The sequence below is a fragment of the Hymenobacter chitinivorans DSM 11115 genome (assembly GCF_002797555.1).
In the GTDB taxonomy this organism is placed as follows: domain Bacteria; phylum Bacteroidota; class Bacteroidia; order Cytophagales; family Hymenobacteraceae; genus Hymenobacter; species Hymenobacter chitinivorans.
On the sequence record NZ_PGFA01000001.1, the window covers coordinates 1,053,495 to 1,073,909 of the forward strand.

Here is a 20,415-nt window from a genome sequence, read left to right on the forward strand (position 1 = left end):
CCTTCTGAGCCTACAAGCAAAAGACCTTTCCGGTTGTTCCGGAAAGGTCTTTTCTACTGGTTTTTCTTTGCCGTTGGGGCTTACTGTACCGTTTTGAGCGGGGCGTCGCCGGCAATCCAGAGGTCCACGAGCTGGCCCATGCGGATGGTGGCGCCGGGCGTAGCCACGGGCCGCTGCTTCACCACAGTTCCTTCGAGCTGGCCTTCCTCGGCGGGCTGATAGAAAATTTCGCCTACCTGCAGGCCCTGGCCCACGAGCAGCGTGGCAGCCTCATCCTGGGGCATGTTCACCACGTTGGGCACCGGGAACTCCTGGTTGCCCTGTCCGTCGCCGACCACCAGATCCACGCTGGTGCCTTTGGCAATGGGGGCGCCGGGAGCAATTTCCTTCCCGTTCACCATCTGCTTGAGCACCGCGTTCTGGGCCAAATCGGGCACCTTGATGATTTTGCCCACCATCAGGCCGTAGCTGCTCAAAATCATCTGGGCGTTTTTCTGGGAGCCGTCCACCAGCTTGGGCATCTTTATCACCGGCGGGTTTTTCATGCTCACCGAGATGTAGATTTTGCGGTCTTCCTTAACCCGCTCGCCCGGGGCTGGGTCCTGAGTCAGCACCGTGAAGGGCGCAATGCTGGGGTTGTAGCTGCTGTCGTCGACGAAGTAGCGCAGGTTCCGCTCGTCGAGGTAGTCTTCCAGGGCCTCCTGTTTCATGCCCGTAATCTTGGGCACCACGATGGTTTCGCCGTGGTTGGTAGTGATGGGCAGGTAGACGAAGAAGAAGCCGAACAGCAGCAGCGCCCCCGCGGCCCCAATCACCAGCAGGTGCTTGAGAACGTCAACGGGCGTATCTGATTTAAGAAATGACATTGGAGAGGTTAGAACTTAGAGATTAGAGCTGAGAACTTAGAACTCAGAAGGCAGAAATGAGTGACGCAATATATCTAAGCTCTGAGTTCTAAGTTCTCAGCTCTCTTTTTGCCAAATTCCAGAATCCGGTCGATGAAGTCGTAGGGCGTGTAGCCGTTGAGGGCTGTTTGGTGGAAGATGCAGGTGGCGGGCGTCATGCCGGGCAGGGAGTTAACCTCGATAATGATAACCTCTACGGCACCGGTTTCGCGCACCCGCACGAAGGCGTCGATGCGGGCGTAACCCTGAATGTTGAGCACTTCGGCCACGCGCTTGAGCTCGGCTTTCACCTCGTCGGAAATGCGCTGCCGCTCCTGGGCCTCGGGGGCGTAACGGGCGGGGGTGATGTTCTGACCTTCGCCGGCCAGGAACTTCTCCTCCAGACTCAGTACTTCGCCGCCAGCCAGGGCTTCAGAGGCTTCAAATACCTCGATTTCCAGTTGGCCGTTTTCTTTCCAGTGGGTGAGCAGGCCGCCGGTTACTTCCAGGAAGTGCTTGGCGCCGTCGCGCGAAATCAGGGTTTCAACCAGGAAAGCATCCTTCTGGGGGAATTCCTCCTTGAAGCCCAGGTTCAGCACGGTGGCGGGCTCGGGCATGAGGTCTTCCTGGTCGCGGAAGATGAGCTGGCAAAAGGCTTCGAGCTCCGCGCGGTTCTTGATTTTCTTCACGGCCGAGGAGCAGCCGTCGTCGGCGGGCTTGGCAATGAAGGGATAGGCAAACTGCGTTTCCAGGCTGCGATAGAAGCTTTCGGCGTCGGCTTCCCACTCCAGGCGGGCGGCCATGCGGTGCTCGGCCACGCGCAGGCCGGCTTCGCGCAGGCGGCGGTTCGTCTCAAACTTGTTGATGGTGATGCTGCTGCTTTCCACACCCGAGCCGTTGTAAGGCAGGCCATACTGCTCCAACTGCTTCTGCAGGGCGCCGTCCTCGCCGGGGCGGCCGTGCAGGGCAATGAAGACCTCATCCACCTCGTGGGCCAGCTCCTCGAACGACAGGCGGCGGGGCTGGGCCGTGGCCTGCCCGGCGTAGGTGCTGGTAATGGCGCCGGCCTCCTGGCGAATCCGCTCCAGCACCGGGTGCAGGGCGTGCCCGGCCTCGGCGTACTCTATTTTCTCCCGGATGTCGTCGGCGTTGTCCTTGAGCATCACGTTGATGGGCAGCACATAAAGGCGGAACTCCTGGCTGTTGCCGGTCAGAAAGACGGGCACCGGCTCGTACTTCACGCTGGAGCTGAGCTTCTCGTAGATGTTGCGCCCACTCTCCACCGAAATGTGGCGCTCCGATGAGTAGCCGCCCATAATCACGGCCACCTTGGTGCGTTGCTTTTCCTCATGCTGGCGCGAGGCCACGGCCTCGTCGAGCTGCCGGAGCAGGCCGCCGAGGTGCACGGGCTTCATGCCGGCCCGGCGCCGGGCGGCCAACGAGGTACGAATCAGGTAGGTGAGGAACTGCGACGGATTCAGGCCGATTTCGGCGGCCTGGTGGAAGAAGAACGAAGCCGGCAACATGCCCGAGGTGGTGTTCGGGTCGTTGAGGAAGATATTAGTTGTTGGTTGCTGGTTGTTCGTGGTTAGGTCGTGCTGGTTGGTGCCAGTAATGAATCCGTCGATGCGGGCGTAGACCTGGAAGCCGAAGGTGCGGAACATTTCCTCGCAGGCCTCCCGGATGCGCTGAATTTCGGCCTCGGGCAGATCGATGGGGGTGATTTTGCGCGACAAACCGGGCAGGTACTTCGAGCGGTAGTCGAACATTTCCTCGCCCTTCACAATCTCGGTGGGCGGCAAGGCCAGCGGGTTGCCGCTGGGGTCTTCTACCACGATGCACGAAAACTCGCGGCCGGCCACGAACGACTCGACCAGCACCTGGGCCTCGCCGTCCACGTTGGTCAGCAGTACCGAATCGGCCGTTTGCAGCCGCTCGGTGAGCGTGTTCAGCAGCGCCTCGGGGTGGTAGATAGTTGTTAGTTGTTGGTTGTCAGTTGTTAGGTCGTTCTGATTTACTCCTTCACTAACAACTGACAACTGAGAACTAACAACTACCACCGGCAGGCCGATACCGTCGCGGATGTCGGTCAGGTGCTGGACCCAGGCAATCTTGTCCTGCTCGCCCAGGCGGGCCCACTCCTCGCGGGTCACGGTTTTGCGGAACAGGCTGCGCTCCACGGCGCGGGCAAACGCAGCGGCGTTGGCCTCGCGCAGGATGCTGATACCGATGCTGGAGCCCTGACGCGGCGCTTTGAACACCAGCGGCAAGCCCAGCTCGCGCACCAGGTAGTCCAGAATGGCCGGCTGGCTGGCGGCCGAGTCCCATTCCTCAGCGGTCAGCACGCGGTAGTCGGGGGTGGGGCGGTTCAGGGCCTTGAGCAGCTTTTTCTGGGCAATCTTATCAATGCCAAACGCCGAGGGCAGCACGCCGGAGCCCGAGTAGGGGATGCCGTACCATTCGAGCAGGCCCTGAATGGCGCCATCCTCCCCACCGGGGCCGTGCAAGGCCAGGAAAGCAAAGTCCATCAGCTCGCGCAGCTCCGCGGGCTGCACGCGCCGGCCTACTTCGCTGATAATTTTGTCCTGCTCGTCCGAACTCAGCTCGCCCAGGCTTTCCAGGTACACCTGGAGCTTGTGGCGGGAGTCGGGCAGGGCCGAAACGGGTGGGTAAAAGTCGCGGATGGTGCCCTTGTAGATGTAGTGCCAGTCGAGCAGAATGAAGTTGCCGCGGCTGTCCACGAAGATGGGAACGGCCTGGAACAAAGCCTTGTCCAGGTTATCATATACCGTGCGGCCGCCCGCAAAGGAAATTTCCCGCTCACGCGACGGGCCGCCGAAGAAGATGCCTATTTTCATACGTAGGGCAAAGGTACGAGTGATTGGGGGATTGACGACGCGCCGAGTGGTAGCGCAACGAAGCGCGAGCTTTGGCTACGCCGACCTCCGGTTGTAGTTCACGGGCCTGCACGCTAGTCGTTCAGCCACGCGAACTACAAAGTTCGCGCTACAAGCACCCCGGAGCAGTTTTGACAGGCCGCAACGTGGTTGAAGAACCCCACAAACCACTTTTGGCAGGTGAAAAGACGTTTGTAGGACCTTACCAGTTTCCGCAAGTAAAAAGTCATTTGTAAGGTCCTTCGAAGCCCTTTCCGCACTCCCGTAGCTCCCGCAGTCGCTCGGCTATGCCGAGTGACCGTTATGCGGAGGGGCTGTGCCCCGAGCGTCCCGCGCCATTCGTGCCTCAACTAAACAAGCGGCTCGGTTCAATTCGCAGCACAGCTGCTCAAGCATAGTCGTCACTCGGCACAGCCGAGCGACTGCCAGAGCGTTTGTCACTTCGCAGCGGACGGATTGCTTTGGCTAGCGCCTCGCGATGACCCGGAAGTACTACCCAACGGGCAAAATTCCGGAATTCTGCCGTTTGGGTAGCTGCCCAAACCGCTTTCTACCGGATTTCCGTCGGTTGGGTAGCTACCCAACCCTGTTTTTGCAGGATTTCGGCCCGGCGGGCAACTACCCAACGGGCAAAATTCCGGAATTCCAGCGGTTGGGTAGTTGCCCGCCGGGCTTTCCACGGGCCGAATGCCCTTTGTAGGGCACTGCGCCGTCGTTTGGCCGCAAATTCGGGTCGATTAGAGGACCAAATGCCGGCCCTGCTTACATTCGCTCCGTAGTAAGACCTCTTCCAACCTATTCTTTTCCATGAAAACTCTGGATCAGTACAACTTTGCCGGCAAGCGGGCCGTGGTGCGCGTCGATTTCAACGTGCCCCTCGATGCCGACCTGCGCATCACCGACGACACCCGCATCCGGATGGCCACCCCGACCATCCGCAAAATCCTCAGTGACGGCGGCTCGGTGGTGCTGCTCTCGCACATGGGCCGGCCCAAGGGCGGCCCCGATACCAAGAACTCGCTGCGCAACCTGGTGGCCCGCCTCGAGCAGGAGTACGGCACCACGGTGCGCTTCGGCGGCGACGTCATCGGGCCGGAGGCGGCCCAGCTGGCCGCCAATTTGCAGCCCGGCGAAATCCTGCTGCTGGACAACGTGCGCTTCTACGCCGAAGAGGAAAAAGGCGACGCCGGCTTTGCGCAGAAGCTCGCCCAGCTCGGCGACGTGTACGTGAACGACGCCTTCGGGGCGGCCCACCGCAAGCACGCCTCCACGGCCGTTATGGCCCAGTACTTTACCCCCGAAAACCGCGTGGCCGGCTACCTGCTGCAAAGCGAACTGGACAACGCCCACAAGGTGCTCACCAACCCCGAGCGGCCCTTCACGGCCATCATGGGCGGGGCCAAGATTTCCGACAAAATCCTCATTATCGAGCAGATGCTCGATAAAGTAGACTACCTGCTCATCGGCGGCGGCATGGCCTACACCTTCGCCGTGGCCCAGGGCGGCAGCATCGGCAACTCGCTGCTGGAGGCCGACAAAGTGGAGCTGGCCGCCAACCTCATCGAGAAGGCCAAGCAGAAAGGCGTGCAGCTGGTACTGCCCGTGGATAGCATGATTACCGACCGGTTTGCCAACGATTCCGACGTGGACGTGGCCGGCAACCTCGACATTCCCGCCGGCTGGATGGGCCTCGACATCGGCCCCGAGTCGCGCGAGACGTTTGCCGATATTATCCGCCAGTCGAAAACCATCCTCTGGAACGGCCCGATGGGCGTGTTTGAGATGTCAAACTTCGCCGTGGGTACCGAGTTTGTGGCCCGCGCCATTGCTCAAGCCACTGCTGGCGGCGCCTTCAGCCTCATCGGCGGCGGCGACTCGGCGGCGGCCGTCAACCAGCTCGGCTTCGCCGACCAGGTATCCTACATTTCCACCGGCGGCGGCGCGCTGCTCGAGTACATGGAAGGCAAGGAACTGCCCGGCGTAGCTGCCCTGGAAGGCCGCTAGAACGAGGGGGTTTCCTGAGTAAAAGTAGAACGTCATGCAGAGGCGCGGCCGAAGCATCTCGCGTGGAGTCGTTGAATTACTATTTCAACATCCGCACGTGAGATGCTTCGCTCGCGCTCTGCATGACGTTCTTTTTGCGTCCGAGTCGGTTGCTGTTAATTCACAAAGGGCGAATCCAGCTCCTGACCCATGCTTTTAAGCGGTATGCTGCCGATCTGGCCGGTCAGGCGGGTGGCCAGGGCCCGGGCTTCGGCCTCACTGACCACGTTCAGGTGGCGGAGCCAGTGCAGGCGCTGGAGCTGGGGCTCAATGATGCCCAGGGGGTTGACGGCCGCGTAGTGCTGCTTGAGGTAGGCTTTGGTGCGCTGGTCGAGGGCCTGGGCAAATAAATCGAGGGCGGGGCGCTGGCCGGGCCGGTCGAGCAGGTGGACGGTGGCCCGGGCCGTGCCCAGGGTGAAATGCTTCCACCAGTTGTTTTGCCCATAGAAATAGATGCCAATCAGCAGCAGACCTGCCCCAAAGGCGGCGGCCCACTCCAGGTTGGTCAGCCCACCGGGGCGCTTGGTAGCATGTTGCAGCACCGAGGAAGCCACCCAGAACAAGGCAAACGGCAGCCACTTAAGCTGGGGCGTGGTCGTGGTGCGCTCTACCCGCACGGGCAGCACCTCCTCGTAGGGCATTTCAAATTCCAGAACGGTGCGGCCCTGGCCGTTGCGCTCACACACATACAAGCCGTGGGGCCGCAGGGCCAGCTGCGTGGTGCGCCCAAACCGGCGTTGTTCAATAAACATAAGCTACGCTAGGTACTACCGACCTCAGCCGGATTAGGAAAACGTAAAAGGCGAAGGCGAAAAACACAGCACAAAAATAGCAAGCATCAGCCAGCCCAGCACCTTACGGCCCACACTCAGGGGCTGCTCATTGGGCGCCGGCGGATGAAAAATACCCGTGAAGCGGCCCAGCAACAACCCGAATACCAGCCAGCCGGGGTTGCCCACGATGCCGGGCACGGCCAGCGTGAGGGCCAGCTGCCCGGCCAGCACGCTCAGCAGCAGCAGCAGGGTGCGCCGCACGGTGGGCACGGCCCGGCGAAACACCAGGTAGAGGTAAATCAGGTAGGGCACCCCGCCGTAGAGCCAGGTTTGCCAGTCCCGCTCGAAGGTGAACAAGCCCAGGCCCGCGTAGAAGATAAAGCCCACGAAGAAGATGACCGACAGGCGGTTGAAGCGCCGGAAGCCCAGTAGCCCGTACAAGATGTGCCCCCCGTCGAGCTGCCCGATAGGCAGCAGGTTGAGGGCCGTGAAAAACAAGGCCAGGGAGCCAGCCAGCAGCACCGGATTCTGGGGCAAGTCCATGGGGGCGGGCAGGCGCGTGGGGTCGGCAAACCAAAACTCCAGCAGGTGGTAGAGCAGGGGCCGGCTCAGGGTCAGGGCGTAGTCGAAGTCGGTATGGTCGAGCAGCTGCTCCGACCCCGGCGGGGGCAGGACCGGCAGGTGGGTAAAGCCGTAGATAAGCACCGGCACGGCCACCAGAAAGCCCGCCAGCGGCCCGGCCAGCCCGATATCGAAGAACTCCCGCCGGGAGAATATCCGGTCCTTGATGCGAATTACGGCCCCGAACGTACCGATGGTGCCAAAGGCGCCGGTGAAAAAGGGAATGTAGAAGGGCAGCGTGGCCCGCACCCGGTAGTAGCGGGCCGTGAAGTAATGGCCAAACTCGTGCACGGTCAGCACGCCCAGAAACGGCACCGAAAACCAGAGCCCGCGCAGAATTTCGGCTTGGCTCAGCCAGCCGCCGAGCCGGAAAACGGCCCGCGGGTCGTCAATCGAGTACTGGGTGAAAAAATACTTGTTCGTACTCCATTCAGCCCCGGCCAGGGTGGTGGTGGCCAGGGTGAGCACAAACAGCAGCAGGTGCAGCGCGTATACGCGCCAGCGCGGGGGCTCGGGCCGCTCGTAGCGGTCGAACTCCAGGAGGGGCGCCGACGACTCAGGGGCGGGGACTTCAGGCAGCGGGAGGGAAGGCACGGATGGCAGCGGGAAGGGCGTCGGTGAGGGTAAGGGGCGGGGCCAGAAACAGCGTGGGCAGCCCCAGGCGCCGGGCCGTTTCGATGTGCTGGATGCTGTCCTCAATAAACAACGTTTCCTCGGCCTTCCAGTTCATTTCGCGCAGGGCGTGCTCAAAAATCTCGGTGCCCGGCTTGCGCAACCCCACCTGCTGGGAGTAAAAGACCCGGTCGAGGCAGTCGGCAATGCCGTGAACCAGCCCGTACTGCTGCTGCAGCCGCCGGTTGATTTCCTCGATGTGAATCTGGTTGGTGTTGCTGAGCAGGGCCGTCTGGTGGCCCTGGGCGCGCAGCTCGGCAATAAAAGCCAGCCGCTCGGCCGGCACGTCGAGCAGCATGGCGTTCCAGGCCGCGTCCAGCTGCTCGTCGGTGGCTTCCAGGTCGTAATGCCGGCGCAGGCCGTCCCGAAACTCCGGTGGGGTGAGGCGGCCAGTTTCCATGTGGTCAAACAGCTCCGACTGGCTTTGCTGGTTGAACTCGATGGTGCTGCTGGCCCGACTCAGGCTGCGCATGGCGTCCACGGTCAGCTGGTAGTTGATATTGATAATGACCCCGCCAAAATCGAAGAGCAGGTTAGGCTTTTTTGTTGACATACGCTTCAATAGCAGGCTTCTGCGCCAGCCAAGGGGTGACTGGCGGCGAGTGTCCCGCGGTTAAGAATTGGAAATCCGGCTGCAAACTTCGAAGTTTGCACTGCCGAAACCAACTCCGGAAGGTTTTAGCCGGGCCTATAGCTCAATCGGTTAGAGCAGCTGACTCATAATCAGCAGGTCACTGGTTCGATTCCAGTTGGGCCCACAGAATACCCTGTTAGCAGTTAGCTGACAGGGTTTTTTTGTTTATGCTGCATAGATGTCGCATCAGGATAGAATAAGAGGAGACTAGGTTAATTCCCGTTTCTTTTCAAACTAAAATTTTAAGCTTGCAGTGGTTTTCTAAATTATAGTACACGCATAGCTTGCGCTTCAGACCGTGTTTGCTGGTAGAATTTCGTCACCACTACCTTGCTAACGGATGCAGGCCGCACTACAGACAGAGGCTATCTAATGGTGTGTACTTATTCTTGCTTGTAAGTCAGGAAAATAATCGATTGGGGCCTCGATTTATCATGCCTCTTGGGTCCAAATAAAGGGCACAAACCTTTATAGCTCCTTCTAGTGGCAATCCATTCATACTGCACCATACCTGAATCGCTACATTAGCACTATTCTCAACCAAGCTAGTAGGTAATGCTACACGTTCAGTATCTACTTCACAAGCAAGTTGCTCCAGCATTTCTTCCTCTGTTGGTTTCTCTAATTTTTCTAATTTGAGGTTATAGCGGAACAGGTTATAATGTCCCGCCACTAGTAGCAGAACAATAATTCGTGCTTGACTACCCTGATATGCACGCGCACTATGTAGTCCATTCTCAGGAAGATTATTAGCTATATCACGATAACGTGATAACACTGATAAATGGCGCAATTCAGCCTGTGCAGGCGCATCAGTAGCTTCAATAAAAGTGGGGTCTGTCATCAAGTCGACAGTCATAATTACGGAAGCATTTTCCAGCGGCTCCTGTGTGTATTCCTGGCGTCCGCGTACACTTGTCGCCATAATGCTTTGTGAATGGTCATGCCTTCGCTGTAGGCGGTTTAGTAGTGTTGCAATCTTCTGCTGCGACTTTGACGCGACTGTAAGTAACTCTCCTTGGTTGGCATAACCCAGCGCAGGCTCTAGTGTATATATTGAAATGCGCCGGTTAGGATTAGGGGTCAGTCGCAATAATCGCCCGACGCGCTGATAAAGCTCATCAGCCGCTGTAGGCAAATCGTAATGAACCAGCGTATCGGCATCTTGTAAGTTCACACCTTTGCCATCAGCATCAGTGCATATTAGCACATGATAATCGAAGCCGCTTCCTGCTGGCCGCTTGTGCGCTACAGGAGCAAAATCGCGCAGGATTTTATTCCTTTTGCTGGACAACAATAATTCAGCTGTTCCATTAGCAAGCTCTATTACAGTACTCGCAACCCGTAAATTCGCTCCGAAAATGTATGCTAACCCTTTCACTAAATAGATTGCCGTTGCCCAGCGGTTTACAAACACCAATACCTTGCCTGTAGAAGGTCCAGTATAGTCAAGGCAAGCACGCTGTACGATTGTACGCAATAACCCGAATTTATGATTGTGTGTATAGCTCTCCTGCGTGCACTGATCCAATAGGGGTGCTAACACTTGATAGCGTGTAGATTGTTTCTGCTTCAGTGCGTATCCGTAAGGTCGGGGAGCTTCAGCATCCGGTAGATTATCTGGAACCGGGTCACGCTGGCCAGGAGTTGCTAAATTTCGAGCCAGGTTTTGCGCCAACGCCCATGGCGAGCTAAGCCAAGCTTCAATAGCATCATTGAAGAGGGAGTTAGTTGTTCCCTTTTCAAGGCGCATTTGTTCTGAAAAGTAAGCGTGTAATACGTGTTTAGTAGAAGCGAAGCGCTCTTCATCTAATGCTCGTTGCATTGCGGTTTCACAAGGCAATTGATAACGGGGAGCATATAAATGCAGTTCTGGAGGTAGATAGCAGCGTTGCTTGTTAAATTCTACATACACCCGCTCTAATTCGTCTACGTCGCCTCGTTCGCGGGCCAGTTGCAAAACGTGTGGTATTCCAAACACGGTGACTATTGGTAACATCGCAAACTGGGCCGCTGTACGAGCTTCCCACTCTGTGCCGGGCTGAGCAGCTGACTTGGGCTGCAAGGGTAGCATATGCAGCAGGCTTTTTAAATTCCCAAAGTCAGTGCCGTAAACAGTAGCTGTAAGTAGCAATACGTGTAGCCCCTGCTGCTGTATTGCCGGCACTAAACGCGTAAATACTCGGCTCGATTCTGCTTGCAATGATTCTCGTAGCCACTGATTGCGGTAGGTGTGCACCTCATCAATTAGTAGTAAAGTGTGTGTGTCTGCTGTTTGCAGCTTTTGGCGGAGTAATTCTATCTGATGCTCCTCATTTTCTGAATTAGGTTGAAACAATGTCTCCAAACTAAAATAGTCTGCCTTGATGTCACGGTCTTCGCACACATGCCGCAGCCACTGCTTGCGTAACCCAGCTGGACCTATTACGATGCAACGCCTAGTTAAACCCCGAGCGCGGCAATGAGCAACCACCTCAGCGCCTAGCACTGTTTTTCCTAATCCGGTGGCTGCCACCACTAAAGCGCCACTGAACTCTGTGAGCTGCCGTACTGCTCGACTTATCAGCAACTGTTGGTAATGCGTTGGCAAATCTGCTTGAGGACGGCGAGAAGGCTCCTCTAAGCGACGTACGGCAGCTAGCACCTTCAAGTAAATTTCAAAAGGCATGGCCATTCGTAACCATGCCTGTAAGCGAGCTAGTAGCTCTGCCAGAAGGTCACGGCCATGTGCGGCAACTTCATCGAACCAGCGCGCCAGTAAGGCTATTTGTTGAGGGTCAGTTAGCAAACTGGCCTGCTCTGCCGAGTCTCGCAGCCCTCGTCCGCTAAAATTAGTTGAGCCATGCCAGCCTATGGACCCATCCATTAGATAAAACTTGCAATGGTAGCCATAGCTTGTGGTATAGCCCCTCGCTTCTCGAATAAAGAATTGGCCCGCTTCCATACGGTGTACTAAATCTTCAATCGCCTCTGTTAGCGGACGTTCGCATTGACCTAGGTCCGCTAAAATTTCCTTAAGGACTGCCCGGTGGGCTTTGGGTTCGTCATCTTGTCCAATAAGTATTCGAAGCGTAGCACCGCCACTCATAAGATGGCGCGTTAAGTCATAACCTGTCAACGAAAAATATACGCTAGCCAGCCTAATTGTATCCTTAGCTTGAGGCAAACAATGTTTTGCCATTATCATCCCCGCCCCTGGACCTACTGCGAGTGCTGGCCGGCCGGCGGCATCATCAGCTATATCTAGTGGAATAGAATTCATAGATGCGTGATTAAAGAAAAAGGGACCTATGTACCTGGCGATTAATAAAAAGAGCTCTTTGCTAACAGAGCGTGCTCAAAGTAGCTGAACTATACAAAACACTTCCAATAAAAGCTCTATTTAGTTATAGTAAGTTAGGAACTGGATGGCAATGTATTGTCGCTAGCGCAGACATGTTTTTTGGCCTTATAACTGTCGATGACGTCTGCTCGCATGAGTTTAGCCATAAGGCAATGCTTTCAAGCGTCAATATCTCAGCAGGTGTATTAGGGATCTAGAACTTAGCGGTGGGAGAGGAGGCCTTCTTCATTAGGCAAGGTCCTCCTGCTGATCGGCAGAAATTGAGCTAAGCTCAACCTGGTGGCTAAACGCCGCAATAGCTTCTAAATCCTGGCGCCAATAGTTCGATACTTCACGCCTCAGGCCCACCAAAACCCCGCTTGCTACTAGTAGCAAGCGGCTTTTTTATTTGCTGCCAACAGTTTTGCCAGTAATTTAAGGTTAAAGCCGTTTTTATTAGAGGGGATGAGCTGCATCTGAGCCGGTGCTGCGGGGAGTACCCAAAGAAATTACTTCTTCGGAAGTAAGGCCGAAAATAGGCGGCGTGGGCACACCGGTCATGGCCAGCAGGAGGTAGAGCTGGCCCCGATGGTGAATCTCGTGCTCAACCAGGGCGCGAAGCCATTTCCACAAGGCAATCGGCCCCTGGCCCGGGGTAAGGCACTTGCGGGGCAGGTCCTGGTCGGTCAGGGCGCGGAAAATGCCGGTCGATTCGGCGCGTAGGCGCCAGTAGAAATCCAGCACTGCGGCGGGGCCATCGGCCAGGTCCCGGCCACAGCCCCGGTAGGTGCTCGGCCGGCCGGCTGCAACTTCCGCGTACAGGTACCGCTCGATGGCGACGATGTGGCGGATAGTGTCGCCGATGGAGAAGCTACCGGGCCGGCAGCGCCACTCCAGCTGGTCGGCGGGCACCAGCGCGACGAGCTTATCGGTGCGTTGGCGGATTCTTTCGTGGTAGTCCAGAAACGAAGCTACGGTGTGGATTTCCATCCGCGTGGTACGTTCGAAATAACCGCTTTGCTAGAACTTGGGAGCCTCGGCCGGCGCGTCGGCAAAAAGCAATTCCATCTGAATATTGACCCGCGCATAGGGCGAGGGCCGGTCGGGCTCAATCGTTTGGAAGCCCAGCTTGTGGTAGAGCTGAAGGGCGGATTCGAGCTTGGTATTGCTTTCCAGGTATACCCGCCGCGCGCCCAGCTGCCGGGCTTTGTCGAGGGCGGCCTGGGCTAGCTGCCGACCGATGCCCAGACCCTGAGCAGCCGGGGCCACGGCCATTTTGGCTAATTCCAGCGTGCCTTCGCCCATGCGCACCAGGGCGCAGGTACCCACTATCTGCCCCTGGTACTCGGCAAAGAGGATGTGGCCGCCCGGCTGTAGCACGTATTCCTCGGGGTGGTCCAGCATCTTCAAATCGGCTTCTTCCAGCACAAAGTCTTTTTCAATCCAGGCTACGTTCAGGCGCTTGAAATCGGGGGCGTACCGCGGCTCGTAGGGCAGGATGTGCACCTGCTGGGCTGTTGGCTGCTGCTGCCTGGCCGTAGCTTGCCCGGCTTTCTTCTGTTGGCTTCCCGCACTTTCGGTAGTACCCGGAGCGGCGCTGTGGCCCGGTAGATACTCCTGGGTGAAGTGCACTTTCCGTTTAGGCTGGGCAAACTTTTCCGCGTTATAGCCTTGTGAATTTCCCCGCGGGATGGAGAGTGAATTCCACTGGCCGTCCTTAATCATCTTGCCGATGAATACGATTTGACCGACGTGGTAGGGGTAGTGGGCCAGCTGCCGGTTGAGGGCCTCGGTAACGGTGTGCCCCTGGTTGCGGATGTAGACGGTGGTGTCCCAATTGGCTTCGGTGATGGAGTCCAGGGCGGTGAACAGGCAGCTCCAGCCCGCTTCCCACTTGGCGAGCAGCTCGGGCCGGGTTTGGATTTTCGGTTCAAACTCGGCGTCCCGGTTGCGCCACTCCTTCTCCCCGTCGGAGGTCAGGAAGTCGGTCCAGCGGGAAAGCATGTTGCCCCACAGGTGCTGCACGATGACGGCAATGCTGTTGCTTTCGGCGTTGTAGCGCCAGAACAGGGCGTCGTCGGGCAGCTGGGCAAACGTCTTGTCGCCGAGCAGCTTATAGTACTCAAATTGTTTTCGAACACTGCTGAGGTAGTCGGGTGCCATGGGAAAGAAAGTAAAGGTGGAACAATGGTCTTGCAGGCCGCAGAAGCGCCCCTGGGACAAAATGAGTTGAAAATCCTCGTCAAAGCCGCTGGGTCGCCGACTTCAATTAGGGTTGCGTTTCGGCCGGGCCGGGGCTGGCCGTCGGGCGGTTAATGAGCCACACCCCGAGCAGGATGATGGCCAGGGCCAGTACCTGCGGCAAGGTAATAGCCTCGTGGGCCAGGCCGGCGCCCAGCAGCACGGCCACCACGGGGTTGACGTAGGCGTAGGTGCCCACCACGGCCGGCGGGCGGACTTGCAGTAGCCACAGGTAAGCCAGATAAGCTATTCCCGACCCAAAAACAACCAGGTAAGCCACGGCCCAGCCGCTGCGGAAACTGACCCGGGCCAGCGTAAAGTGCGTCCACTCGCCGGCCCCAGCGCTGACCAGGCCGCAGAACAGCCCGGCAGCCAGCAGCTGTACCGCCGCATTAGCCAGGGGCGGCCCCGGTGCGGCGCGGTAGCGGGCCAGCAAGGACCCGGCGGCCGTGCACAGGCTGCCGGCCACGATGGCGCCCACGGCCAACCAATACCCGGGACTGAGCACCGCCGGCGCGGCCAGCTGCTTCCCAAACAAGCCTACCACCCCCAGACCGCCCAACAGCAGCCCGAACAGCCGCAGCTTCTCGCGCCGGTAGCGGGCCCACCGCGGCCAGTCGAGTACGGCCAGCCACAGGGGTACCGTAGTGGCCAGAATGGCGGCCAGGCTGCTGGGCAGCACTTGCTCGGCCCACACCGTGGAGCTGCTGCCCAGGCCCAGAATCAGAACCCCACTGGCCGCGTTGCGCGTCCAGCCGGCCCGCAGGGAGGCAGTAGGATGTCGCCAGCGGGCCAGGGCCGCCAGTAGGGAGCCTGCCACCAGCAGCCGGGCGGCCATCATCAGGTAGGGCGGCAAAGTTTCCAGGGCTACCAGCGCGGCCAGGTACGTCGACCCCCAAATGAGGTAGATGGCGGCAAAAGCCAGCCCCACGGCGGCCCGTGACGGCGTACCCAGGCCCGGAAGAGGCTTGAGTGGGGCGCTTCGGCGCAGAGGAGCATTGGCAGTAGCGGGCATGAGCGGCTCAGTAAGAAGTTAATAAAAGCAAAGCAGCCGTTGCCGGCGGGCTAGGGCGGGCGGCGGGTTAAGCGTCGATAAAATTCACGATGCGCTGCACCACGGGCGCGTGCCGCAGCAGCCGGGTGTGGCCCACGCCACGGACCACGAGCGGCTCAATCACCGCGTTGGCCGTCAGGTACTGCTGCACCCGTTCGAATACCACCTGCTCGTCGGTGGCGTCGTACACACCCAGCACCCGGTGGGCGCTTAGCTGGGCGGCGGGGGCAAAGGCAATATGTTCCACCGGCTGGCGCAGGTGCCGGGCCAGGCGCTCATAAAACCGGCTGCGCACCGCCTGGGGCACTTGCAGCGGAGTAAAGACCACCTCAAACGTGTCGCGGGCCGACAAGGGGCTGGCCACAAACGTAAACTTCTCTACTGGTGCGGCGGCGTCCCGTAGGAAGAGCGCGGCAGCCGTGCCGCCCAGGGAGTGGGCCACCACGGCGTAGGGCGGGCCCACGCTGAGGGTATAGTCCACCAGGGCTTGCTTCATTTCTACCAGGTTGGTTTCGGCGCCTTCGGAATGGCCGTGGGCCGGCTGGTCGAAGGCGGCCACGGCGTAGCCCTGGCGCAGCAGGGCGGGTACCAGTTCCCGAAAGTCGGCGGGGCTGCCTTCCCAGCCGTGTACCAGTAGCACCGTGCGCGGCCCGCTGCCCCAGCGGTAGCCCTGCAGCCGGATGGTCTGTCCGGTCAGGGCACCAGTGCTGGAAAATGAAAACGGCGCGGCGCCGGCCATAAACTGGGCTTGCTCGGCGCGCAGCAGCCGGCGCCGGGGTCGGAAAGTTTGCCACAGCAGCCGCACCCCCAATGCCGGCAGCACGGGGCTCAGAAACCGATAGAAAAAGCGCAGGGCGCGCAGGGCCAGGGGCAGAGGTTTGGGCATGGGCAAGAGGGCCACCGTAAGCAGCCGGCTAAAGCGGGAGAAGTGCAGAAATCGGAAGGACTAGCTGTTGACGGGCTCTTCCAGTTCGGTGGGCACCACCACGATGCCCTGCTGCAGCTTAGAGTGTTTCTTGCCGTAGAGGAAGTACACCACGAAGCCCAACAGCATCCAGACGGCGGCTACCTGCAGCGTAAAGGCATCGAGGGCCGCAATGAGCAAGGTGCAGAGCAAAGCGCCCAGGAAAGGCACCAGCGGAAAGCGCGGCGAGGAAAGCGGCGCCCGAAACGGCCGTGGCTGCTCGGGGTGGGAGCGGCGCATCAGCCACACCCCAATTGACACGAGCACAAAGGCCAGCAGGGTACCGAAGGAGGTCAAGTCACCGGCCAGGGAGCCGGGTACGAAGGCGGCAAACAAGCCCACGAAGCCCATGAGCACCAGGTTGGACTTGTAGGGCGTACGGTAGCGCGGGTGCAGCTCGGCAAAGGCGTTCGGCATCAGCCCGTCCTTGGCCATGGAGAAAAACACCCGGCTCTGGCCCATGAGCATAACCAACACCACCGACGAAAAGCCCAGCAGAATGGCCAGCGTCACGGCCGTGGCCAGCCAGCCGTAGCCGGGCATGTGGGCCCGGATGGCGTAGGCCACCGAGGCTTCCGCTCCAAGTGAAGGGTCGGCAAACTCGCGCCAGTTGGCAACGCCCGTCAACACGTGGCCAAACAGCACGTAGAGCACCGTGCAAATGGCCAACGAGCCCAGGATGCTGATGGGCATGTCGCGCTTGGGGTTCTTGGCTTCCTGGGCCGCGGTGCTCACTGCATCGAAGCCAATGAAGGCGAAGAACACAATGGCGGCCCCGCCCAGGATACCGCCCCAGCCGTGCTTGTTCCAGGCCGAGTACTCGCGCACTACTTCCCCGGCCGCGTTTTTCACGGGCTCGGCGTTTTCCGGAATCAGGTAGGGCGTGTGGTTGGCGGGCTCAATAAACTGCCAGCCGACTCCAATAAAAAGCAGCACGACGGCCACTTTCACCACGACCATCACGGAGTTGAATACGGCCGATTCCTGGGTGCCCTTCACCAGCAGCAGGCTCAGCGCCACCACGACCAGCACGGCCGGCAGGTTAATCAGTCCGTGCTGGGCCACGCCGTCCAGTACGGCGCTTTCCAGCGGGGAGTGCGTCAGGCTGTAGGGCAGGTGCACGTCGAAGGCCTGCAAGAGCTTATTCAGGTATTCACTCCAGCCGATGCTCACGGTGGCCGCGCCCAGGGCGTATTCCATAATCAGGGCCCAGCCAATAACCCAGGCCACGAATTCGCCCATGGTGGTGTAGGCGTAGGTGTAGGCCGAGCCGGCAATGGGAATCATGGCCGCAAACTCGGCGTAGCACAGCCCGGCAAACACGCAGCCCAGCGCCGCCAGCACGAAAGCCAGCGTCACGCCCGGCCCCGAGGCCTGCGACACGGCGTTGGCGGTGCGGATAAACAGGCCGGAGCCGATGATGGCCCCCACGCCCAGGGCCACCAGGTTGCCCGCGCCCAGGGTGCGTTTCAGGGCGCCGTGCCCGGTGGAATTGGCCTCGCCCAGGAGCACGGCCAGGGGTTTGGTAGCGAAGAGGCGGCTCATGCGTGGGCGGGGCTAGAAGCGGAAGGTGAAGCCACGTGCCCGGCCGCGGCCAGCTGGCGAGTCAGGGCGCTGATGCGGGCCAGATGGTGGTCGTCGTGCTCGGCCACAAACAAAAACAGGTCGGCGGGCCGCATTGGGGTGCCCATGCGCGGGTGCAGGGCCGAGCGGTTTAGTACGTCGCCGGGGAGCTCCTGCAGGCGCTGCACTGTGCGTAGGCGCTGCTGGCGGAAGCTGCGCAGCAGCGCGGCCAGGGGCGCATCGTTGTGCCCCGCCCGGGTTGTGGCCTCGTTGTTCAGGTCGGTGGGGCGCAGCTCGGCCTTGCCCTCGACGATGTCCTCCAGCCGGCCGAGCCACAGGGGCTCTAAGTCCACGAGGTGGCCCACGTTTTCCTGAATGGTCCAGGTGCCGTCTACCCGCGTCGTGTGCCATTCGGGGGCAATAGTGGCCAGCTTTTCTTCCAGCCGGGCCGCAGTGCCCAGCAGGCGTTCCAGCAGCGAAGGCAGCAGGCGCGGATCGGTGGGCTGGGTAAATTCGCGCTCAAACCATTTCAGTTGTTCCATGCAGTTGTGGGATTAGGAGGTAGGGAGGTAAGCAGGTAAGGACAGATTCGTATTGGCGCATCATTCCGCCTCGGCCGGAGGCTGGCCGGCCTGGGCAAGGGCTTCGCGCACGAGTGCGCCCAGCCGTCTCAGCCCCGCTTCAACCTCCGCCGTGAGGGGTAGCCCGTAGCTGAGGCGGAAGCAGTTGTGGTACTGCTCGTGCAGGGTAAACATGCGCCCGGGCGCAATGCTCAGCCCCTCGGCGGCAGCCCGGCGGAACAGGGCCGTGGCGCTAACTGCTGCCGGCAGCTCCACCCACAGCAGAAAACCGCCCTGGGGCTGGCTGACTTTGCTGGCCGCAAACTCCGCCTCGATGACCCGGGCATAGCGCCGGTAGTTGTCGTGCAGGAAGCGCCGCAGCCGCCGCAGGTGCAGCTCGTAGCGGCCGGTAGCCAGCAGGTGCCCGATGGCCTGGTGCGTAAGTCCGGGCGAGGCCACCTGCTGGTAGAGTTTCAGGCGCTTGAGCTGCTCGAGGTAGCGGCCCGGCGCCACCCAACCCACGCGGTAACCCGGGGCCAGGGTTTTACTTACCGAGCCGCACCAAAGCACCAGTCCGCTGGTATCGAAGGCCTTGCAGGGTTTGGGCCGCTGGGTGCCGAAGTGCAGGTCGCCGTAGAGGTCGTCTTCAATGAGGGGCACCTGGTAGCGCTCCAGCAGCTGCACCAACTCACGCTTGCGGGCCTCGGGCATGCAGCTGCCCATGGGGTTGTTGAAGTTGGGCGTAAGCAAACACGCCTGCACGCGCCCCGCGGCCAGGTGCTCGGTCAGCGCGCCCAGCTCGATGCCCGTCACAGGGTGGGTGGGCAGCTCCAGCACCTGCCGGCCCAGGGCCCGGGCCAACTGCAGCACGCCGAGGTAGGTCGGGCTTTCCACGGCCAGCGTGTCGCCGGGCTTGGTAATAGCCAGCAGGCACAGCGAAATAGCCGCTATGCAACCCTCAGTGGTGAGCAAATCGTGCTCAGTGAGCTGTCCGCCCCAGAGCACGCTGTAGCGGGCAATCTGCTGCCGCAGCAGCCTGTTGCCCTGCGCCGGCTCGTAGCGGGTGCCGGCCTGCGGCAGCTGCTGCTGGGCCCGCCGTACGGCCTCGGCCAGCCGGGCCACGGGCAGCACCGAGGCGTGGGGCACCGAGAGGGAAAGCGGCAACAAATCCGGACGGTGCATGTGGGCGGCGTATTCGGCAATCAGGTCTTCGGTATCACTGAATGCAGTGGCTTCCGGCGGCTGGGCCGAGGGCCGCGTGGGCGTGGGCAGGGCGGCCGAGGCGCGGCCGGGCAAGCACACGTAGTAGCCCGACTGGGGCCGGACTTCCACCAGGCCGCCCGCCTCCAGCGCGTAGTAGGCCTGCAGAATAGTGCTTATGCTCAGGCCCTGCTCCCGGCTCAGCACCCGCACCGAAGGCAGCTTGTCGCCGGGGCGTAGGGCGCCGCCCCGAATCTGGGCCGCCAGGTGATTGGCTACCACCTGGTACTTGTGGGGCGCAGCAGCAACGGTCAAGGTGGAGTTCATGGCAGGCCAATGGGAAGTGGATAATAAGCACCTGAAAAGGTACCGAGACGGGCAGGGATTAATGGCCGGCGGCTGGGGCGGCGTAGTGGGCCCGCACCCGCTGCACCCGGCCCTGGGCGTTCAGCTCCATGTATTCGGCCGCGGGCCAGTCGTTGATGCTGCGGTAGTAAAGCACCACGGACTGCACGCCGGGCAGCACCTGCTGCAATTCAAACCGCAGGTTGGGGTAGCGGTCCAGGCCCGTGGCAAAGTAGGCGCGCAGGGCTTCTTTGGAATGGAGCGTGCCGCTGGCATCGGCGCCGAGCTGCTGAATCAGCGGCGAGCAAAAATCCAGCTCCTCGGCGTAGTGGGCCATGATGCGGTTCAGGTCGTGGGCATTCCAGCTCTCTACCCAGTCGTGGGCAAATTCGGCGGCTTGTTCGGGGCTCATGGGAAAAGGAAAAGTAGTGGCACAGGATGGACAGCAACCCGACAAAAATCTGGGCCGCGGGGCCCTCAAAACAGAGGCAGTTTTGAGCTTAACCGACCAACACAGTTGCCGGCCGGGACCAGCAACTGCCCGCCTGGCGCTGCCCGTACACTACCAGCGGGGCCCGAGCCGTTTGCTTCGGATAGAATCCCCCAGCATCAGGGTGGCCGTCTGGTCCAGCCCCGGGTGGC

Annotated in this window: 15 protein-coding genes and 1 tRNA gene; 2 read left to right on the forward strand and 14 right to left on the reverse strand. The window is 60.3% G+C overall.

Annotated features, from left to right (window positions below):
• Nucleotides 1–80: 80 nt before the first annotated feature.
• Both CLV45_RS04465 and CLV45_RS04470 read right to left on the reverse strand, forming a co-directional pair.
• Nucleotides 81–866, reverse strand: a complete 786-nt coding sequence (locus CLV45_RS04465; RefSeq protein WP_100335189.1) for a PASTA domain-containing protein — start codon at nucleotides 864–866, stop codon at nucleotides 81–83.
• Between the two features lie 74 nt (nucleotides 867–940).
• Nucleotides 941–3,742: a D-alanine--D-alanine ligase family protein gene (locus CLV45_RS04470; RefSeq protein ID WP_100335190.1), complete on the reverse strand. Its 2,802-nt coding sequence runs from the start codon at nucleotides 3,740–3,742 to the stop codon at nucleotides 941–943.
• An 846-nt stretch (nucleotides 3,743–4,588) separates the two neighbouring features.
• Between CLV45_RS04470 and CLV45_RS04475 the strand changes: the two genes are divergently transcribed.
• Entirely contained in the window at nucleotides 4,589–5,785 is a 1,197-nt protein-coding gene (locus tag CLV45_RS04475; protein ID WP_100335191.1) for a phosphoglycerate kinase, read from the forward strand.
• A gap of 155 nt (nucleotides 5,786–5,940) precedes the next feature.
• Here CLV45_RS04475 and CLV45_RS04480 read toward each other — a convergent pair whose 3' ends face one another.
• Genes CLV45_RS04480 through CLV45_RS04490 form a run of 3 tightly spaced genes read right to left on the reverse strand, consistent with a single transcriptional unit; the run spans nucleotide 5,941 to nucleotide 8,443 of the window.
• Entirely contained in the window at nucleotides 5,941–6,576 is a 636-nt protein-coding gene (locus CLV45_RS04480) for a hypothetical protein (RefSeq protein WP_100335192.1), read from the reverse strand.
• Nucleotides 6,577–6,609: 33 nt separating this feature from the next.
• Nucleotides 6,610–7,812 carry a site-2 protease family protein gene (locus CLV45_RS04485; protein WP_245882634.1) on the reverse strand — a complete coding sequence of 401 codons (1,203 nt, stop codon included), beginning with the start codon at nucleotides 7,810–7,812 and terminating at the stop codon, nucleotides 6,610–6,612.
• Entirely contained in the window at nucleotides 7,790–8,443 is a 654-nt protein-coding gene (locus CLV45_RS04490; RefSeq protein ID WP_100335193.1) for an HAD family hydrolase, read from the reverse strand. Before CLV45_RS04490 ends, CLV45_RS04485 begins: the two co-directional genes overlap by 23 nt.
• Nucleotides 8,444–8,574: 131 nt before the next feature.
• On the opposite strand from CLV45_RS04490, the gene CLV45_RS04495 reads away from it, so the two are divergent.
• Nucleotides 8,575–8,648, forward strand: a tRNA-Ile gene (locus CLV45_RS04495).
• Nucleotides 8,649–8,924: 276 nt separating this feature from the next.
• On the opposite strand, the gene CLV45_RS04500 is transcribed toward CLV45_RS04495, so the two are convergent.
• The 9 genes from CLV45_RS04500 to CLV45_RS04540 all read right to left on the reverse strand — a co-directional run bounded on the left by CLV45_RS04500 (nucleotide 8,925) and on the right by CLV45_RS04540 (nucleotide 20,185).
• On the reverse strand, nucleotides 8,925–11,786 hold the full coding sequence (locus CLV45_RS04500; protein WP_100335194.1) for a helicase-related protein: 2,862 nt from the start codon (nucleotides 11,784–11,786) through the stop codon (nucleotides 8,925–8,927).
• Between the two features lie 516 nt (nucleotides 11,787–12,302).
• Entirely contained in the window at nucleotides 12,303–12,836 is a 534-nt protein-coding gene (locus CLV45_RS04505) for a DinB family protein (RefSeq protein WP_100335195.1), read from the reverse strand.
• A 30-nt stretch (nucleotides 12,837–12,866) separates the two neighbouring features.
• Entirely contained in the window at nucleotides 12,867–14,009 is a 1,143-nt protein-coding gene (locus CLV45_RS25580) for a GNAT family N-acetyltransferase (RefSeq protein ID WP_100335196.1), read from the reverse strand.
• Nucleotides 14,010–14,115: 106 nt separating this feature from the next.
• Entirely contained in the window at nucleotides 14,116–15,102 is a 987-nt protein-coding gene (locus tag CLV45_RS04515; protein ID WP_100335197.1) for an EamA family transporter, read from the reverse strand.
• Nucleotides 15,103–15,169: 67 nt separating this feature from the next.
• Nucleotides 15,170–16,027, reverse strand: coding sequence for an alpha/beta hydrolase (locus CLV45_RS04520; RefSeq protein WP_157807291.1), 858 nt, complete (start codon nucleotides 16,025–16,027; stop codon nucleotides 15,170–15,172).
• 60 nt (nucleotides 16,028–16,087) lie between these two features.
• The gene (locus CLV45_RS04525; protein WP_100335199.1) at nucleotides 16,088–17,650 is read right to left on the reverse strand and encodes an amino acid permease; all 1,563 of its coding nucleotides are present in this window, start codon (nucleotides 17,648–17,650) and stop codon (nucleotides 16,088–16,090) included.
• Complete coding sequence (locus tag CLV45_RS04530; RefSeq protein ID WP_100335200.1) at nucleotides 17,647–18,210, reverse strand: DinB family protein; 564 nt, start codon at nucleotides 18,208–18,210, stop codon at nucleotides 17,647–17,649. The genes CLV45_RS04525 and CLV45_RS04530 overlap by 4 nt, the downstream gene beginning before the upstream one ends.
• A gap of 60 nt (nucleotides 18,211–18,270) precedes the next feature.
• The gene (locus tag CLV45_RS04535) at nucleotides 18,271–19,755 is read right to left on the reverse strand and encodes an aminotransferase-like domain-containing protein (protein WP_100335201.1); all 1,485 of its coding nucleotides are present in this window, start codon (nucleotides 19,753–19,755) and stop codon (nucleotides 18,271–18,273) included.
• A 58-nt stretch (nucleotides 19,756–19,813) separates the two neighbouring features.
• Nucleotides 19,814–20,185 (reverse strand): nuclear transport factor 2 family protein, encoded by a 372-nt coding sequence (locus CLV45_RS04540; protein ID WP_100335202.1) that lies wholly within the window; start codon nucleotides 20,183–20,185, stop codon nucleotides 19,814–19,816.
• Nucleotides 20,186–20,415: the final 230 nt, after the last annotated feature.

Bases quoted from the DNA above. Each gene is read 5' to 3' on its own strand.
- CLV45_RS04540 (WP_100335202.1), bottom strand. From the start codon at position 20,185: ATGAGCCCCGAACAAGCCGCCGAATTTGCCCACGACTGGGTAGAGAGC.
- CLV45_RS04480 (WP_100335192.1), bottom strand. From the start codon at position 6,576: ATGTTTATTGAACAACGCCGGTTTGGGCGCACCACGCAGCTGGCCCTG.
- CLV45_RS04490 (WP_100335193.1), bottom strand. From the start codon at position 8,443: ATGTCAACAAAAAAGCCTAACCTGCTCTTCGATTTTGGCGGGGTCATT.
- CLV45_RS04515 (WP_100335197.1), bottom strand. From the start codon at position 15,102: ATGCCCGCTACTGCCAATGCTCCTCTGCGCCGAAGCGCCCCACTCAAG.
- CLV45_RS04500 (WP_100335194.1), bottom strand. From the start codon at position 11,786: ATGAATTCTATTCCACTAGATATAGCTGATGATGCCGCCGGCCGGCCA.
- CLV45_RS04520 (WP_157807291.1), bottom strand. From the start codon at position 16,027: ATGCCCAAACCTCTGCCCCTGGCCCTGCGCGCCCTGCGCTTTTTCTAT.
- CLV45_RS04525 (WP_100335199.1), bottom strand. From the start codon at position 17,650: ATGAGCCGCCTCTTCGCTACCAAACCCCTGGCCGTGCTCCTGGGCGAG.
- CLV45_RS04530 (WP_100335200.1), bottom strand. From the start codon at position 18,210: ATGGAACAACTGAAATGGTTTGAGCGCGAATTTACCCAGCCCACCGAT.
- CLV45_RS04475 (WP_100335191.1), top strand. From the start codon at position 4,589: ATGAAAACTCTGGATCAGTACAACTTTGCCGGCAAGCGGGCCGTGGTG.
- CLV45_RS04535 (WP_100335201.1), bottom strand. From the start codon at position 19,755: ATGAACTCCACCTTGACCGTTGCTGCTGCGCCCCACAAGTACCAGGTG.
- CLV45_RS04505 (WP_100335195.1), bottom strand. From the start codon at position 12,836: ATGGAAATCCACACCGTAGCTTCGTTTCTGGACTACCACGAAAGAATC.
- CLV45_RS25580 (WP_100335196.1), bottom strand. From the start codon at position 14,009: ATGGCACCCGACTACCTCAGCAGTGTTCGAAAACAATTTGAGTACTAT.
- CLV45_RS04470 (WP_100335190.1), bottom strand. From the start codon at position 3,742: ATGAAAATAGGCATCTTCTTCGGCGGCCCGTCGCGTGAGCGGGAAATT.
- CLV45_RS04465 (WP_100335189.1), bottom strand. From the start codon at position 866: ATGTCATTTCTTAAATCAGATACGCCCGTTGACGTTCTCAAGCACCTG.